Annotated in this window: 14 protein-coding genes; 4 read left to right on the top strand and 10 right to left on the bottom strand. The window is 45.1% G+C overall.

From position 1 onward, the window contains the following. Positions 1-38 precede the first annotated feature (38 nt). The 3 genes from CSQ88_RS13175 to CSQ88_RS13165 all read left to right on the top strand — a co-directional run bounded on the left by CSQ88_RS13175 (position 39) and on the right by CSQ88_RS13165 (position 4133). Complete coding sequence (locus CSQ88_RS13175) at positions 39-1457, top strand: polysaccharide biosynthesis C-terminal domain-containing protein (protein ID WP_099398557.1); 1419 nt, start codon at positions 39-41, stop codon at positions 1455-1457. 2 nt (positions 1458-1459) lie between these two features. After that, on the top strand, positions 1460-2764 hold the full coding sequence (locus tag CSQ88_RS13170; RefSeq protein WP_099398556.1) for a VpsF family polysaccharide biosynthesis protein: 1305 nt from the start codon (positions 1460-1462) through the stop codon (positions 2762-2764). A gap of 379 nt (positions 2765-3143) precedes the next feature. Further along, entirely contained in the window at positions 3144-4133 is a 990-nt protein-coding gene (locus CSQ88_RS13165; RefSeq protein WP_099398555.1) for an acyltransferase family protein, read from the top strand. Positions 4134-4173: 40 nt separating this feature from the next. Here CSQ88_RS13165 and CSQ88_RS13160 read toward each other — a convergent pair whose 3' ends face one another. The 6 genes from CSQ88_RS13160 to CSQ88_RS13135 form a co-directional block, all read right to left on the bottom strand. Next, complete coding sequence (locus tag CSQ88_RS13160) at positions 4174-4881, bottom strand: transglutaminase-like cysteine peptidase (RefSeq protein WP_218963085.1); 708 nt, start codon at positions 4879-4881, stop codon at positions 4174-4176. Then, entirely contained in the window at positions 4874-5509 is a 636-nt protein-coding gene (locus CSQ88_RS13155; RefSeq protein ID WP_099398554.1) for a hypothetical protein, read from the bottom strand. The genes CSQ88_RS13160 and CSQ88_RS13155 overlap by 8 nt, the downstream gene beginning before the upstream one ends. After that, positions 5506-6228, bottom strand: a complete 723-nt coding sequence (locus CSQ88_RS13150) for a tyrosine-protein phosphatase (protein WP_099398553.1) — start codon at positions 6226-6228, stop codon at positions 5506-5508. Before CSQ88_RS13150 ends, CSQ88_RS13155 begins: the two co-directional genes overlap by 4 nt. Before the next feature lie 271 nt (positions 6229-6499). Continuing rightward, positions 6500-8671 (bottom strand): polysaccharide biosynthesis tyrosine autokinase, encoded by a 2172-nt coding sequence (locus CSQ88_RS13145; protein WP_099398552.1) that lies wholly within the window; start codon positions 8669-8671, stop codon positions 6500-6502. Positions 8672-8721: 50 nt separating this feature from the next. Further along, positions 8722-9381 (bottom strand): polysaccharide biosynthesis/export family protein, encoded by a 660-nt coding sequence (locus tag CSQ88_RS13140; protein WP_099398551.1) that lies wholly within the window; start codon positions 9379-9381, stop codon positions 8722-8724. Positions 9382-9418: 37 nt separating this feature from the next. Beyond that, entirely contained in the window at positions 9419-10708 is a 1290-nt protein-coding gene (locus CSQ88_RS13135) for an outer membrane beta-barrel protein (RefSeq protein ID WP_099398550.1), read from the bottom strand. Between the two features lie 626 nt (positions 10709-11334). Between CSQ88_RS13135 and CSQ88_RS13130 the strand changes: the two genes are divergently transcribed. Beyond that, a complete protein-coding gene (locus CSQ88_RS13130) occupies positions 11335-11994 on the top strand; it encodes a PEP-CTERM sorting domain-containing protein (RefSeq protein ID WP_218963084.1) in 660 nt (219 codons plus the stop codon). Between the two features lie 104 nt (positions 11995-12098). On the opposite strand, the gene astD is transcribed toward CSQ88_RS13130, so the two are convergent. From astD to CSQ88_RS13110, 4 genes are all read right to left on the bottom strand, one after another. Beyond that, positions 12099-13562 carry a succinylglutamate-semialdehyde dehydrogenase gene (astD, locus tag CSQ88_RS13125; protein ID WP_099398549.1) on the bottom strand — a complete coding sequence of 488 codons (1464 nt, stop codon included), beginning with the start codon at positions 13560-13562 and terminating at the stop codon, positions 12099-12101. Positions 13563-13971: 409 nt separating this feature from the next. Continuing rightward, positions 13972-15003 carry an arginine N-succinyltransferase gene (astA, locus tag CSQ88_RS13120; protein WP_099398548.1) on the bottom strand — a complete coding sequence of 344 codons (1032 nt, stop codon included), beginning with the start codon at positions 15001-15003 and terminating at the stop codon, positions 13972-13974. After that, positions 15000-16025, bottom strand: coding sequence for an arginine N-succinyltransferase (locus CSQ88_RS13115; protein WP_099398547.1), 1026 nt, complete (start codon positions 16023-16025; stop codon positions 15000-15002). The genes astA and CSQ88_RS13115 overlap by 4 nt, the downstream gene beginning before the upstream one ends. Positions 16026-16289: 264 nt before the next feature. Then, positions 16290-17510, bottom strand: coding sequence for an aspartate aminotransferase family protein (locus tag CSQ88_RS13110; RefSeq protein ID WP_099398546.1), 1221 nt, complete (start codon positions 17508-17510; stop codon positions 16290-16292). Positions 17511-17816: the final 306 nt, after the last annotated feature.

Raw genomic sequence — 17816 nt, 5'->3', positions numbered from 1 at the left:
TTTTTATTTAAGTGAATAATTAATGATGATTTTTTTAGATGCTAATTAAAAAAACACTCCAATTTTTACCGGCGCAACTACTTGGGCCGCTTGCTCAATTTTTATCAATTATTATTTGGACTCACATAGCTAGTTCACAAACAATTGGCGTTGTGACTTTGATTTCAGGTCAACAGGAGCTTATTCGGACTATTTTTCTAGCCTGGTGGTCACATTATGCACTTCGTTTTCTTGGTGAAACAAATAGTATCGGATCAGGATTTCAATCAACATCAAATTGTGTATTGTTATTCTCCTCTTTAATACAATGTCTGTGTGCATACACTTTTCTTGTACAGTTTGTTGTTTCAAATCCAGATAGCTTGTTGATTGTTTCTGTGGTCTTGTTTGTTATTTTTAGAAATATCAACTTGCACAATATTAATATTGCTGCCGCTCGTTCTAATACTCTAGATTATAATTTACTTTCAATTGTTGGACCTGTTTTTGGTTTGAGTTTTGGTATAATTCTATTAAAAGTATATGGCGATAACCCTGCATACCCTTTACTTGGGTATATGCTTGGTGAATCAATTGGTCTTTTGTATTCTTTTTTTCGCAATAAATCAGCATTGCTTGAATGGGAAATTAATCCATTAATAATAAAGCAAGCTATCAATTATAGCTTTCCCCTTGTTTTCTCTGGTGCTTTAGGATGGGCTGCAGTTAATTTATCACGCTATATAATTGATCATAATTTAGGTGTTGCTGCCGCAGGCGATTTTGCGGTGGGCTTTGGGCTGGGGCAGCGTGCAGCTTCACTAGCGGCTATGTTAGTTGGAGCCGCTTCACTGCCAATTGCCATTAGATGTATGCAGGAATCTGGAATTACAGCAGGAATGCAACAGCTAGCAAATAATTGCGCACTACTTTTGGCCGTAGTTTTGCCTTCACTCATTGGATTATATTTAGTAAGTCCAGATTTAGTGAAATTGGCAGTAGCCATAAAATTTCAAAAAGTAACCTTAGAAATTTTGCCTTGGGCATTGCTTAGTGGTGGCTTGTATTCGTTTATTTATCATTATTTAAACCACTATTTTCTAATAACTAAAAATACTCGCCCCTTGATTTTTGTTGATGGTAGCTTGGCGGTACTTACTTTAGTATTATCATTCCCGTTAATTAAATATCTAGGATTGGTTGGAGGTGTTATTTCTATGGTGATCGCTGGGATTGTTGTTGTTATTTTTTTGCTAATTCATTTGCTAAGTCGCCGTGAGTTACTTTTTCCAGGAAAAGATGCGTGCAAAATAGTTATTGCTACTCTGGTTATGGCGGCAGCTATATCTCTTAAACCAGAATTAGAAGATATAAAATTAAATTTAGTTAGCGATATTATGCTGGGCATGCTGGCCTATGCCGCTGTTTTGGCTTTTGTATATCGTCGCCGCTTGCAGCACTATTTTAGGCATAAATAATAATGACAGAAAAACTTACGCGTAATACCTATAATGCTTCCATGTTAAATGTGGAAGAGCAACAGGGGTTACCTAAATGGTCATATATTCTGTTGTTTATTTCCATACTACTTTTATTGGGCGCATCCGGCGATATGCTGGCTATATTTGGCTATAACTATGCCGGTGATGGGGGCAATGCTTTAGAAAAAATTCATCCCTCTACGCTCACGCTTATTTTAACGTTACTGGCTTTTTTGGCCTATCCCCAGGGTGAAGAAAAAATAAGTTACAGTATCTTTAAATTGGGTGTTTTTCCTTATCTCTTTGTTTGTTTTATCTCAATTGTGTATACCCAGGTAGTCTTGGGCTTGCCTGTATCAGGTTTGATTGTCAGTTGGTTTACTCCAGGGCTGTTGTTGGTGTTATTACTTCAATTAAAAAATACGCAAATAAAATATTTATCCTACTTAATGCATGGTTTGCTGCTTATTAATACTGTCATGGCAATTATCGAATATAAAACAGGTACTCCGCTAATACCAGCTGTGCTAATTGATTACACAGGCTCTGGTGAGATTGTAGATATGCGCGATTGGGGTGAAATGCGTGCATCTGGTTTATTTGGTCACCCTCTGGCATCGACTTTAATTTGTGCTCTATATGTAGTGGCTAGTTTTTCTTTGATCTGTTTTAAGCAAGCAAGCCGTTTGCAGTATTTCACTATGCTGCACTGTTTATTAGCAATGCCACTTTTAGGCGGACGTACCAGTATTGCTATGGCTTTTGTGTTTGTGGGCTTGATGAGCTTGGTGCGTTTCTGGCTGGAGCTTATGGGTAAAGGTAGTAATTATTTTAATATAATTAAAATTAAACTGGCAATTACGGCTGTAGTGATTGCTTTAATTGTGGCGTTTCAAATGGGGATGTTTGATCAGTTAATTGATCGTATAGAATATGATAATGGTAGTGGTTATACTCGTGTTTTAGCAATGCAAATATTAGCGGATGTATCAAATCTTGAGTTGTTTTTAGGTGATATCTATAGATCCCTCGGGACGCGCCAAGTGGCCTATGGCACTATTTATGGCATTGAAATATTTTGGGTGGGCATGCTGCTAACTTATGGGTTAATTATTAGTCTTATTTTATTTTATTTTTCTTGGAAAATGATTAAATTACTTGCTGATGAATGCGGGTTAATTGTTTACTGGCCAGTTATTTTCTTTTTTGTAAGTATGTCATCTGGTGTAGGGTTGGTAGTTAAAAATGTATCTTTTAGTATATTGTTACTTGTAGTATTTTGTTTGTATAAATTTGAGAAATAATTTGGTTGATTATTGTTAAAAAAATAGATGTATTTAATGCATGGTAATTCACCATTTTATCAATTCATTGATTTAAATTTTTTTTGTTTCGATTAAGACTAACCCTGCCAGAGCAGCGAGCAGATTAAAGCAAGGAAAAACTAATCAATTGATAAAAAATATTGTGATAACACTGGGTAATGAATTTTTATTGACACTGCCCCTGCTATGTTGCAGCAAGAAGGCAATATTTCAGAATTTATTTACAAAAAACAGATGGTTTACATATGTGTAAACTCTAGCAGAGAATAATCAAACCTTATTTGCTTTTGGTTTTTTAATATTTGCGAATGAATTTTTAATATAAAAATATTATCTTTACTTTTAAAAAAAAGGCTGTATGTCTCATAATTATCGTGATGATTGGGTTGATTATGCCAAGGGTATTGGTATTTTATTGGTAGTATATGGTCATGTTGTCCGGGGATTAATTAAAGCGGGCCTGGGTATACATCTGCCAGAATTAAATTTAATTGATGCTATTATTTATGGCTTTCATATGCCTCTGTTTTTCTTCTTGTCTGGGTACCTTTTTATTCAATCAGCCCAAAGATGCGATCGTAAAAAATTATTTTTTAATAAAATTGATACTATATTATATGTATATATTATTTGGTCTTTAATTCAAGGTGCGGTTGAGGTTATGCTAAGCAGGTATACCAATGCAGGAATAGATGGTGCTTCTGTATTGAGTTTATTATGTGAGCCCAGAGCTCATTTTTGGTTTCTTTACGCCTTGTTTTTTATTTTTATTTTTTCTATCTCTTTTAAAGACTGGATAGTTAAAAATATTATCTTCACATTTGTTTTCTCAATTTTGATATTGTTTTTTTTGCCGCTCACACATATTGCAGCGATTGATTTGCCTGCACATTTTTTAACTTTTTTTGTTTTTGGCATGTTGAGTAAGCAGAACGCCAAATATCTGAATACGAATAAATGGATGATGGCAAGCTATTTAGTGCTTTCTGTGTTTACTTTTACACTTGCGAGCTCTATACCTCAAGGCGATATCATTAATCGAATCGTGATGTTTGTTTATTCATTATCTTGTATCTTGTTTCTTAGCTCTTTCTGTATGCTACTGGGTGATAAGTATTCTTTTGTTATGAGGGTGGGGCAGGCTTCGTTAGCAATTTATCTAATTCATGTCATTGTTGGTAGTGGAGCAAGGATCGCGCTGAATAAGTTTTTTGGAATTCAAAATTTTTATATTCTATTGCTAGCTGGGCTGATTGCTTCAGTTCTTTTTCCTATGCTTATGTGGAACTATGCAAAGCGTGGCTCAGTTAAATTTTTATTTAGCTCCCCTTGTAAATTGGGTAGTTAAGTTTGTTTTTTCTTGCTACTTTCTAAAATGCTCATTTTTATCACATGGCCTGCTCGCGGGCTATTTTTTCTTTCAGGTCTTTCCAGAATCTGATCTGGCTTGCGCCACCTTTTTTCTGGGTATCGCCTGCCCAGATATCATCATCATTAAAGCTGTATACCGGCTCTAAATCTGTGCGTTGTGATGCGGGCTTTATTTCGCCGGTTAAAATATCCAGAATATAGGGCTCGGCTTCGGGGGTGGGGTACCAGGCCAGTACCATATGGGCTTCATTTATTTTTAGTGCCCGTACATACACCATGCGTAATTGGCCAGCGGGTGCGCCTAAATCTCTCAGGCTAAAATATTTGGCCGCAGCATAATCTTCGCAATCGCCTGCATTCGATGCCAGCATTTCAACAGGCGTGGCCCAGTAATCTGTTACCCCCCAATGGGCCTGGTCAGTTTGGTAGGGTATTTTATTAAAAAAGCGATTGGTGTTTTTTAGTGTATTTACCACAGGTGTTTTGGGCGGGCTCCATTGGCCTAGTGCCGCTGGCTTTTCTTCCTGAATAAATTCTTTCCATGCCAATAGCCTGGGCACAGCACTTTGCCCCCAGCGCTTAGCAATTGCACTTAGCAAATTGGCAGAAAACTCGGTTAAGCCTGCAGCCATACTGATTGCTGTGCATAAACTCAGCGCCAGCACAAATAAGCCCACTTTAAAGCGGGCTTGTTTGCGGGTGGGCAGAGCAGGTAATTTATACATTCAGATCAGGATAGCTGGCCTTTAGCTTTAGCACATTGTCTTTTTGCTGCAGCATGGCTTGTTTATACACTTGGCCCATTTGCTGGCGGATTGTAGCAGATAGCTTATCCCAATTTTGAAACCCAGCATTCAAAATAGCCAGCTGGCTGTCGGGCTCGTATGGATTTAATTGTGCTGATTTGATCAGTAATTGCTCAAACTCTGCATCGTGCTGATTCAGATACGCTTTAAATTGCACAATATTGGCCATATTGCTGCCATTATTAGGCTGCACCTGCAGGGCTGCACGGTATTGATTAATCGCCTCCTGATAAAACACATCTCTTACCAGTTTAAAATTAGCCGCTTTTAGCCCGCGCAATACTTGCAGGCGAGCAAGATCTGTATGGTATTGGGCAATATCGGGGCAGGCTATACTGGCTTTTTCTAAAATATCCCGGGTTTTAATCCATTGTGCCAGATCAAGTGGCTGCTGCGGCTGGCTTAGCCAGCTTTGTACCTGTTTGCGTGCTTCTAATGTTTTAATATCGTACCAGGCGTATTTAAGGCTTGGCCAGATTGCAATACTGGCCAGCCAGATAGCCAGTGCCATAAGCGGCAATGCCGCCGCTGATTTTAATTTATTCATATGCGCTTTTTTATAATGCCCAATGGGCGTTCAATGGTCAGCATATCTGCATAATCCTGGCCGTGTTGTGCCATTACAGCGGCATGGCCCAGATGCAGATTAGGAGGGCGATACGCTAAATTATGGCAATCGCTGGCTAGTAAATAGACCCAGTCTTTTTCTAATAAATAGTCTGCTGTTTTGCGGGCCTTGCTGCCAAATTGATTGCAAAGCGATCCGGCTGTTACTTGCAGCCAGCAGCCCAAATCAATGAGATGCTGCGCTTTTTCTGGCTGGGCCTGAATAGCGGCATTGCGTTCTGGGTGGGCAATCAGCGGGCGAATACCCATTTTTAAAAAATGGCGGATAAATTGCTCGCTGCCCACGGGGATCATTTGGTCTGGAAACTCTAATAGCATGATTTTCATGCCATCCACTTCGCCCAGAAAAGGCACTTCGTTTTTTTCCAGCAGCGGCAAGATATCTTCGCCAAGGCGCACCTCGCCTCCTAAATGAATATCTAGGGGGATTTTCTTGCTGGCTAGGTGCAATTTAAAGATGGCAATTTCGCATTCAAGCGCTGTGCGCTGGTTATTCCAGCGGGCAGGGTAGATATGGGGCGTTAATACCGCCGTTTTAATACCATTTTTTACGGCTTCTGCTGCTAATTGCAGCGCCATTTCCATATCCCTTGGGCCATCATCAATGGTGGGTAGTATATGGCAGTGAATATCAATCATGATGCTTGGTTTTACCTGAAGTATTGATTGTATTAATGGTGTCAGATATACAATATTTAATTATCGCATGCTTGGGCATTTGAATCTTGCAATTTGTGGAGGGGTGAGAAGCGGAATATTTGGGTTTTACGCTAGCCTATCAGCATGACTAATACTTGCAGTGCGGGGTAACCCTTGTAAGCAGATTATTAACTGAAGATGCAAATTTACTGCAATAAAATAAAGGGGCAACTTTATCAAAGTTGCCCCTTTATTTTTACATTACCGGCTATTAAGTTGCACCGTATGCTTTTCCATATTGGCTGATGCTGCCGTATTGCCCGTAATAGCGCTCTGCCTTTTTAAAATCCAAGTGGCTGAGGGTTACACCTAAAACCCGCCCGCCAGCTTGTGTAAGCCGCGCCAGATTTTTGCGTGCAATGGGGTGTGGTGTTTCCTGGGCGCGGGTTACAAAAAGGGTATCACTGCACAGCGGTGCTAAAATCAGCGGATCGCTAACAAGACTTAATGGCGGGCCATCAATCACCAGCATTTCATAGCTTGCCGATAATTTTTTTAATAATTCGCTAAAGCGCTTAGACATCAATATCTCTAAAGAGCTTGGCGGAATATCCCCGGTGCCAATGCAATACAATTGGCTGTCGCCCACACGTTGCAGGCATTCTTCTAAAGTTGCATTGCCTGCTACCAGATTGCTGAGGCCAGGGCTTGCAGGGTTCAGTCCTAATTTGCGGGCTAAGCCAGGTTTACGCAAATCGGCATCAATCATTAATGTGCGGCGTGTGCTGGATAATGCCAGCGCTAAATTACTGGCAAAAGTGGTTTTGCCTTCATTTGGCATGCTGGATGTAATTAGCAGGGTGCGCACAGAGGCGTCAATTGAGGATAAAGCCACCCCCGTGCGGGCCGTGAAGATAGCTTCGGCATAAATAGACTTGGGCTCACTTAGTACTAATTTACCTGCATCACTGGCTTGTTTTTTATTGAGCAGTGGGATGCTGGTCAGTAATGGGTGGCCTAATAAGCGTTCTACATCATCGCTATTATTAATTGTGTTATTCAGGCGGTCTAATAAAACGGCTGCACTTGCTGCAACTAATAAGCCCAGCAACGTTGCCATAATTATTATTTGTAATTTTTTGGGCTTTATTGGTGTGTTTGGAATACTTGCGTTATCGATAATTCTGGCAATTGCGGATTGCAGGTCTTGCGATACTGCTGTTTCCTTGGCCCGTGCAATAAAGCTCTCATATAGTTGGCGATTCGCTGCGGCTTCACGCTCCAATACGCCAAGCTGTACTTCTTTGCGGTTTAAATTTGATACTGCGCCACGTGCCTGGTTTAGTACCGCTTCTAAAGCGCGCTCTGTACCCAGCGCCGCTTCATAGCTTTGGCGTAAGCTTCCTACGACAGCATCGACCTGGCGTTTAGCATTTATTTTGGCAGAGCGTAGCTCACCCTCTGCTTGTACCATTTTTGGGTGGTCTTCACCGTAGCGCTGAATGAGTTCTGATACTTTTCTTTCGGCTTCTGCCTCTTGTCTTTTAGAGTCAGATACTTGCGGGTTGGTAATCACTGCTGGCACGCTGCTGTAATCGCCATTTTTAACAGCAGTCACCTGGCGGTAGGCATTTTCTGCTTCTGCCCGTTTCATCTTTGCAGTAATTAATTGTTGGTTTGTATCTGCAATTTGCGTGCTGGTGCCATTTTGTCCTTCTTTACTTAAAGAGATAATGCCATTTGTTTCACGGTATTTCTGTAAAGCATATTCGGATTTATCCAGCTTCTCGCGCAAGCCCCCAACACGGCCATTGAGCCATTGTGATGCACTTTGTGCCATAGCAAAGCGTGCATCTCTGTCGCTATCAATATACATTTCAGCTAGTTTATTTGGCACTGCAGCGGCCAGCTCTTTATCTGTGCTGGTAAAACTTATTTTTACCAGCTGGCTTAAACGGACTAACTCAATATCAACGCTTGCCGCAAAGCTGGGATAAATAGCTGCAGCCAGTTTTTCTTCTGTCCAGCTGTTATTGTTTGTGGATTCTTCTGTCTTCAGAAAAGATGACCAAATCGTTTTTTTTGTGATGCGCGGATCATAAGCCGGGTTTTCCCAAAGCTTTAAGTTCTTGATTGTTTTAATTGCTAAATCTCTGGATTGCAAAATCTCTGCCTGGGTTTGAAAGTACTCCCGGTTGGCAGTCACTCCAGAATAAACTTCTTCAACAGATACAATTTTTTGCCGGCTTGATTCAACCAAAATGGTTGTGGTGGACCGATATGAGGGGGCAATTGAAAAGACGACTGCTGTGGCAACAGCCGCAATTGCAACGGCAAAAACAAGAATTTTCCATTTGCGTTTGTTAATACTGCGCCAATATTCAAGCAGGGGAGTGGTTTCTTGCGCGGGTATTAGCCCTGCAAGATGTTGGGGTCGATTCATATTGCCTAATCCTTGCCTTGTCGATCTGTGGTGGCTGACTAAATATTCAGTTAGAAAAAGCTATCTTGTACGGTAATGATATCGCCAGGGAAAATGAGCGTATTAAGATCCACTTTTTGTTGTACTTGGCTTGGGTCATTCGCACGGATTACAAATATTTTTTCTTTAGAAGCGCGTTCTTTAAAACCGCCCGCTAAAGCAATTGCTTTTAGTACAGTTAATCCAGGCTGAAATGGGTAGCCACCTGCACTGGCGATCATGCCATTGATATAGTAGGGTCGGTATTCTTCGATAAAAACGGCGACGCGCGGGTTGACCAGATAACGCCCTTTTAGCCCCGTGGTGATTAAGCGTTGTAAATCGCCTGTGGTCATATCTTTGATCACAATCTCACCCAGCACAGGGTATTGCAATGTGCCTGCATCGGTCAGCTTTACCCGCTCGCGGCTTAGCTCGTCTTCGCCAAATACACGAATAGTGACTATGTCCCCTGCTCCTAACTTGTAGTTGGATAAAGGGCTGGCTGGTTTAATGCCGGGCAGTTCTGGTTCTGTACTGGCTTTGGGAGCATTTGATTCGGGGGCATCAAAGATTGATGCGCTGGCATTTGCCGCCAGTAGCGCAGAAGCAAGCAGGGCGGAAGATAAAAAACCTCTGAAACGCAGGCCACCCTGCACTTCAGAGGTTGATAGCAACGGTTTAGTTGGCATCAGTGGAATTTCTCATTTAGTTAATTGTAAGCAAAAACTACAGTGAACCGCTTAGATTAACCATAAACAGATTACGTTGGTAGTCTTGGAGTGTAATATTTGAGTTACGTTTTTCGTATCTTAACTCTGCCCCTGTTTTTAGCCAGCGGGTCAGTTTGTAATCCACGGCAAGCCCGGTGATATAAGTGTCATCAGTGCGTGATATTCCTGAGTAGTCGCTATTTACATAGGTAAGATATGCTCGTGAAGACAGGTAGCTGCTCCAGGAGTGATTCCACTGTGCATTCAGCACATCGTCCAGTAAAAAGTTGCCAGAACCGGTGGATTCTGAGGGCGTGCGCATTGCGCTAAGCTCAACACTGCTATAGGAAAGCGGGGTAAAGCGCAACAGGGCTTCATAGCTGAATTTAGTGAATTCCCCTTTGGTATCTGAATCATATTTTTTATTGAGCATACCCACTTTTACAGAGCCCATGAATGAGTCGTCCATATCCCATTTAAGGCCGGTATAAAGGCGATATTCTTTACTGTTTTGCAGCTCGGGGTTCACTACGTAATCAAAGTTTTGCGCTCTGCCTTCAAAGACCAAGCTTGTTTTTGGCGCTACGCGGTAAAAGAAGCGTGCAGCAGCAGAGAGTGAATCCTGATCAAAAAAACGCGTCACACTTTGATTGTTTGAATAGCGTTTATTCTGTACGCCCGCTTCCAGCTCAATACGGCCTGTTGCTTCTGCAGCACCGTAGCCCACTAAACCTTTCAGGCTTAAAGAGCGGTATTTGTCTGGCGTGCTTGAGCCGCTGTCGGTAGTGCCCTGTGCATCTTCTGCATAAAGCAGATTGCCCAGGATCAGCGAGCTCAGGCGGGCGCTGTATGTGTTTTCTGCTTGAAATTGCAATTCATTGCTGTCGGTATTGTTGTCTTTGCTATCTGCGTAGCGAAGAAACTTTCCTTTGTAGCCAAATACATAGCGATCGCCGTTGTTTAATAAATCAGCAACAAGCGATGGGCTGATTAGTGTGGCGGTAGAGGCAATTTCATTGTTGCTGGTGCGGGCAACATTACTATCTCTTCCCACCGAAATACCCAGCGTTGGGTAAATGAAAAATGGGCCAGCTTCAATCGGTGACGGGCTTTGGCGGCCAGTATCAGCAAATTCTTTTGCATCAAAGCTAGGCTTTGGTTTGGTGCTGTTGGGTGATGATAATTTATCCAGTAAATCAGCTGAAGTTAGCGCTTTGGGTTGCTCGTCTGCATAGCTGATTGAAGAAATCGCGCTCATTGCCAGCGCGAGCGCAATTAATCCGGATACGGGTTTAATTTTGAACATTTATTTTTCCAGAATGTTGTAAACAATGAGGGCGCTGGGTGGAGGGTTATATGCAGCTATGTTTATATTTTGCCAGCGCAATATTAAATTTTTATGCGCGCATTCTATCGTTAAATCATAAAGTTTGATAGATAATCTCCACTTGTTTTTGTATATAAGCAATTAATGGTATATGAGTTTTAAGTTTGTTTTTTGATAACAAAAGTCGAAGATTTTAATATTAATAAATGATGATATTTGATTGTTATGTCTTGCTGGTTTAATTTTATTCTTATATTATTTTTAATGCCGGGGCGTGATGTTTTCGGAATGATGCTTAATTACTGTTGGCTAATATACTGTGTAGTCTTTGATTAAATGGATGAAATTAACCACTTCTGTTGTATCGAAAAGACAGATTTTTTTATTTAAAACAGCTGCAAAGAAAATGTTTTGTGACTGCACTAAAGTATGTACGTATTTTCATAATACATGTGCAGTACTATCTTGGCAGCAGCTTGTAAGCTTATAAGTTATTGAGTTTATTTGTGTTTTATCCCTGTTTTTTAAGAATTATCAGGTTATATGGCTGCGGCTTTGGTGGTTTTTCATATCAAAAAATATAAATCGTTAGGGGTTGGATATTTATGAAGCTAAAATTTTTAACATTGATGGTGCTGACATCGCTCTCAATTTCTTCGCAAGTTCGCGCTGAAAACTTAGTCGTAAATGGCGGGTTTGAGGATGGTAATCAGTCTTTTAGCAGTAGCTATGGATTTACTGATGAGAAAGATGGTTTGTACCCTACAGGTAAATATGCGATCGGCTCTATGCCTGAGTTTTCGAACCCGTACTTCATGCACGTGCGTCCGAATGAAGGCAATAATATGATGATCGTGAATGGTTCGGCTACACCTGATGGTATTGTTTGGAGCCAGATCGTGAGCAATGTGCTGGCAAACACCAACTACTACTTTTCAACATTTGTAGCTTCTGTTTCACCCAGCAATCCAGCGCAATTGAGCTTCAGTATTAATGGCGTTAGTTTAAATCCAGTAGAGCCTTTTTTAGCAACTGAGGATGGTGGCTGGAAACAATTTCATGCTGTATGGAACTCAGGCAATAGTACGACAGCGGAATTGAGCTTGATTAACAAGAATTTGATTGGGCATGGTAACGATTTTGTTTTAGATAACATTGCCTTAGCCACAACCGCTCCTGTTCCAGAGCCAGAAACCTACGCTTTGATGGGCTTGGGTTTGGTTGGTCTGCTTGCTGCCCGTCGTCGTAAGCTGCAATCTGTTTAAGTCACTGTTCTAAGGTGGATGATTCTTCTGCTTGTAAATAAGCAGCAGGTAGTCAGAAACAAAACGGGAAGCCTAGGCTTCCCGTTTTTTATTGATTAAGCGCTTTACAGGCTAATTCCCGGTGATAACTGTGCAGGCAGTACCAGTGTGGCTGATTCTATGGATGCCATCGGGGTGGCGCAGTAGTCGGCTGCGTAATAGGCGCTGGGGCGGTGGTTGCCGGATTTGCCGGTGCCGCCAAATGGCGCGGCAGAGGATGCGCCGTTGGTTGGGCGGTTCCAGTTCACCACGCCTGCGTCGATCTCGGTTTTGAATTCATTCCACAGTGCAGGGTCATCCGCCAGCAGGCCAGCAGACAGGCCATAGGCCGTGTCGTTGGCAATTTCGATTGCCTTGGCAAAGTGGTCATATCGGATAACTTGCGTCAGCGGGCCAAAGTATTCTTCGTCTGGCAGATTTGTGACCTTGCTCACATCCAGAATCGCCGGAGTCACGAAGGCGTTGCTTGGGTCTGCGTGTTGCATTTTCAGTAGCGGCACTGCGCCAAGGCCAATCAGCTTATCTTGCACAGCCATCAGCTGGCGTGCGGCGGTTAGGGAGATCACCGAGCCCATAAAAGGCTGCTCGGCGGCGTCAAAATGGCCGATAGACAGCTTGCCTGCCACTTCAATCAGACGGGTAAGGAAGCGATCACCAAATTCACCGTGTGGCACCAGAATGCGGCGCGAGCAGGTGCAGCGTTGGCCCGCAGATAAAAATGCCGACTGAATGGTGTGGTGCACCGCTGCATCCAGCGCTTCGGTTGGGGCAATAATCAGCGGGTTATTGCCGCCCATTTCCAGTGCCAGCATAAAGTCAGGTCGGCCAGCAAATTGCTTGTGCAGCGCCACACCCGTGCCAGAGCTGCCGGTAAACAGCAGGCCGTTCAGGTCATCGTGTTTAGCCAGTGCAATACCGGTTTCTTTTTCGCCCTGCAGCAGCGCAATCACGCCTGCTGGCAGGCCAGCGGCTTGCCAAAGCTGAACTGTTTTCTCGGCCACCAGCGGCGCTTGCTCGGATGGCTTAAATACTATGCAATTGCCCGCCAAGAGCGCTGGCACAATATGGCCGTTGGGCAAATGGCCTGGGAAGTTGTAAGGGCCGTAGACGGCGACCACGCCATGTGGGCGATGGCGCAAAACAGCGTTGCCATCTGGCGTGGCGCTGCTGCGCTCGCCCGTGCGCTCTGCGTGGGCGCGGATAGAAATCTCAATCTTGCCGACCATCGCGGCTACTTCCTGACGCGATTCCCACAGCGGCTTACCGGTTTCAAAGCCAATCGCATGGGCTAGGTCTTCTTTATGCTCGCCCAGCAGCTCGCCAAAGCGACGCACAATGGCGATGCGAGCTTCTAAGGAAGTACGTTTCCAAGCGGGGAAGGCCGCACGGGCGCTCTGCATGGCCAGATTTACATCGTCGCTGCTGGCGCTCTTGCCCTGCCACACCACCGCGTTATTCGCCGGATTGGTGGAAATCAGTTCACTACCCGTGCCATCTTGCCATTGGCCATTAATAAACAGTTGAGCCATGTTGCTGTCCTTTATTGTGAAAGTGAGTTCTGGCTGGTAAAAGTTTTGCAGACACAGAGAACGGAGGGTTACAAAGCAGCGTACCGAGAAAATTGAGTGTTTCGTAGGGCGGGTGCAACCCGCCGGAGCGATGCACTTGTAGGTTGGGTTAGCGGGGGTGTTCGCCGGTTTTTGGCGGACAACCCTGCGTAACCCAACATTTAGCGCAATGTTGGGTTACGCGATAAAGCTGCTAACCCAACCTACGAATTCTGTTTAAGTTGATGATTGGGTTTTACCCGCTCAACAAGTACAAATAGCATTGATTTACAGGGCGCTATTGCACGCCAAATAGCTAGCTCGCTTTTTTTTCTGTGTACTGCTTTGTCTCTCTGTGTTCTCTGTCTCTACAGATTTATACTTTAGAGGCTTACACCACTCTCCGTGGATAAGCTTCCATCATTCTGACCTGATCACCCGTTTTAACTTGCAACGCTTTCGCTTCTGCAGGCGTCAGCATAATCAGGCCTTGCTCCGGCGCGGTATAAATCAGCCCGGTGCGAAATGTCTTTAACTGGCTGGTCGCGATTAAATGCGGAGCCGATGGTGCTTTTTTTGTGTCGCTGATCACTACATTACAAAGCCCACTTTCCCGCATCACACGCAGGCTGTCGATACGGGCTTCCAGCACGGGGCCAGCTTCAAAGATATCGATGTGCCGCTCTAAGCGTAAGCCTTCGCTTTCTAACAGATGACGAGCAGGAGTGGTGTCTTTGTGCGTGGCCCCAATACAGGCTTTGGCATCGTCCGGTAAAAAGTCGATATACACCGGAAAACGCGGCATCAGCTCGGCTAAGAAAGATTTTTGGCCAAGTGATACCAGCCGATCCGCTTCATGAAAATCGATGCGATAAAAATGGCTGCCCAGCGCACGCCAGAAGGGCGAATCGCCGTGCTCATCAAACACGCCGCGCATTTCGGCGCAGACGCGTTCGCCAAAGCGCTCGCTAAATTGTGCCAAAAACATAAAGCGAGATTTGGACAAGAGCGCACCGTTGCAGTTCACGCGGTGCAGCGGGTCTAAAAACAGCGAGCAAAGTTCGGTGTAGCCAGTGAGGTCGTGCGAGATGGTCAGCTTATCCATCTTGCTCCAGATATGCATTTCGCGGCTGGCGTATACCGAGGTATCGATACGGTAGGTGTAAAACGGTTGCTCCAGCCCCACGGCGGTTTCAATGCCGCACACGCCGACAATCTCGCCGGTGTCGGTTTCTTCCATTAAGAATAAATAACCCTGATCGGCCAGTGCCGCACTGCCTTCTATGGTACGGCGCACGCGGTCGATTCTGGCGGCTTGCGCACCCGGATCGGGTTTTAGCGTGGTCATGCCGGGGCCGGCTTTATGCGCCAGCTCGACTAGCTTATCGACATCGCTAAATTGACAGAGGCGGACAATTTTCATAATACGGCCCCTGAGTGATTGAGTTTTACGCAGCGCACTTCGCTGCCAAGATCCACTTCTAATGCGCTGGCTAAGGCGGGTGGCAAGGCCATATCGTGGCTTAGCTGCTTAGGTAAATGGGTTTTAATGCAGCGAAATTCGCTGCTGGATGTATTGCAGACTAAATAGCTGGCTGTGCCGTGGATGTCTGATTCGTAAGCAATGCGGTGCAGGGCGCTGTGGCGCAGTGAATAACAGGCGTCCAGCGTGGCGGTGAGTACGGGGCCGGCATCAAAAATATCGATAAAACGATCCGGCTCAAAGCCCTCATCCAGATGGCATTGATAAGGCAGGCGAGCGCTGGCGTGTGGTTCGCCCATTACGCGCTGAGCATCAATCGACAGCAGTGGCACATAGAGCGGATCAACCGGCATCACTTCGGCAATAAAGCCACGGCTGCGCCCGCCTGATTCGATCTCCATTTCGGCAAAATCACGGCGGGTAAATTTGCGCCCCACGCTCTCCCAAAAAGGCGAGTTGCCATCCGCATCGGCAATGCCGGGCAGCACAGAGAAAATATCTTTACTAAAACGCTGGCGATGCTGGGCAATAAATAATAGCCGCGCACGGGAGAGCAAATCGGCATAAGCGGCTTTTTCTGGCTCGATATAAAAGCCAGTCAGCCGTGTACAGCTGGTCAGCTCATGCGACATCACTAAGGCGTGAATACGGTGGTTCACATGCAGCTCGCGTGAGGCATGAACGACCACTTCATTACGAAAAGCGTAGAAAGGCTCGTGCTGCCCCGCAAGGGCGACGATGCTGGCACAGCCATACAAAACGCCGTCTTCTTCTAAAACAAATAAATAGCTTTCTTCGCCAGGGTAGTCGATCTCATTTTGCAAGAAATCAATCGAGCGCAAAATCAGCTCTTGCAGGCGCGCACGATCCGGCGGCAGTGAATGCAAAATCGGCCCCTTAGAGCGCGCCATGCGTTCCAATTGATCAAGGTCGGACAGTTTTCCTGGTCTTACGATAAGCATAGGGGCGATCCGAGTATGGGTGGATGGGGCACTTAAAACGCAACAGGCTTCACAACCGTCATCCCCGAATGTTTTAGTCGGGGATCCAGTATTGATGGCTGGATTCCCGATAAAGGCGCTCGGGAATGAGGAGTGCAGCGTTGATTGTAAAAACTTAAAACGTTCCCTAACGTCACAACCGTCATCCCCGAATGTTTTAGTCGGTGATCCAGTATTACAGCTGGATGCCTGATAAAGGCATTCGGGAGTGAATTCGTTTCTTTATTAGGCAGCAACAGTCGCCGGTACCAGCTCAGCAATCACCGCTTCTAAACGGCGCAGGCCTTCTGCCAGATCCGCTTCTGAAATCACTAAAGACGGCAGTAGACGTAATACATTCGGGCCCGCCATCAGCAGTACAACGCCATGTTTTGCACCAAGCGTTACGACATCTTTGGCGCGGCCTTGCAATACCGGGGCCAGTTCGGCACCAATCAATAAGCCACTGCCACGAATCTCTTTAAATACACCGTGTTTTGCATTGATCTTATTTAAGCCATCCACAAACAGCTTATTGCGGTGTTTTACGCCATCTAATACAGCAGGTGTATTAATCAGCTCGATTACTTTGTCGGCAACGGCAGTGACCAGCGGATTGCCGCCGTAAGTGGAGCCGTGCGTGCCTACTACAAAGGCGCTGGCAATTTTGGCGGTGGTCAGCATCGCGCCAATTGGCAGGCCGTTGCCCAGTGCTTTGGCCGAAGTCAGGATGTCTGGTGTTACGCCGTAATGCATATAAGCGTAGAGCGAGCCGGAGCGGCCTACGCCAATTTGTACTTCATCAAAAATCAGCAGAGCATTGTGTTTGTCGCACAGGGCGCGCAGGGCTGCCAGATACGCTGGCGTGGCAGGGATGACGCCGCCTTCGCCTTGCACGGGCTCCACAATCACCGCGCAGGTTTTGTCGCTGATCATGGCTTCAATCGCGGCTAAATCGTTAAAAGGTACGTGGTTGATGCCGCCAGGCGTTGGGCCAAAGCCTTCTGCATATTTGGGCTGGCCACCTACCGACACTGTAAACAGGGTGCGGCCGTGGAAGGATTGGGTGCAGGCAATAATCTGGTCTTTATCGCTGGAGAAATGATCCACGGCATAGCGTCGGGCCAGTTTCAGCGCGGCTTCATTGGCTTCAGCGCCAGAGTTGCAAAAGAACACGCGTTCTGCAAAGGTGGCGTCAATTAAGCGTTGAGCAAGGCGCAGTGCTGGCTCGTTGGTAAAGCCATTAGATAAGTGCCAAAGTTGATCGGCCTGATTGTGCAATACGGCGGTCAGCTCCGGGTGCAAATGCCCAAGGCTGGTGACGGCAATGCCGCTGGAGAAATCTACATACTCGCGGCCTTCCTGATCCCACAAGCGTGAGGCCAAGCCTTTTACCGGAATAAACGGCGCAGGGGCGTAGTTGGGAACCATAACTTGATCAAAGGTGGCGCGATTTAAGGTAGACATGGGCAGATCCTGCAGACGGGATAAAGTGTATCCAGTGTAGAGCGGGCATCACTCATCAATCTTCTATAAATGCGACATAAAGCTATAGCTTTACACCTTTACGACCTGGGGAAAGCAGCAGTTCATGTATTAGTATCTTCACAACTTCAGCAGTCACTTCAGCTACAACCTCCCTCTTAGTAAAAGGGGGATTGAGGGCAATGCTGTTCACTTTATGATTTTTATTCCCCAGTTATGCCGTTGATTAAGAATTTCCGTGCCTTTTCTACTTGCAAAATGCTTAGTTCGTCGTTTCACAACCCGCGG

Origin of the sequence: Iodobacter sp. BJB302, assembly GCF_002735645.1 — a bacterium.
Taxonomy (GTDB): Bacteria; Pseudomonadota; Gammaproteobacteria; order Burkholderiales; family Chitinibacteraceae; genus Iodobacter.
Note: the sequence above shows the minus strand (reverse complement) of the source record. Positions and strands in the feature narration are given on the sequence as shown.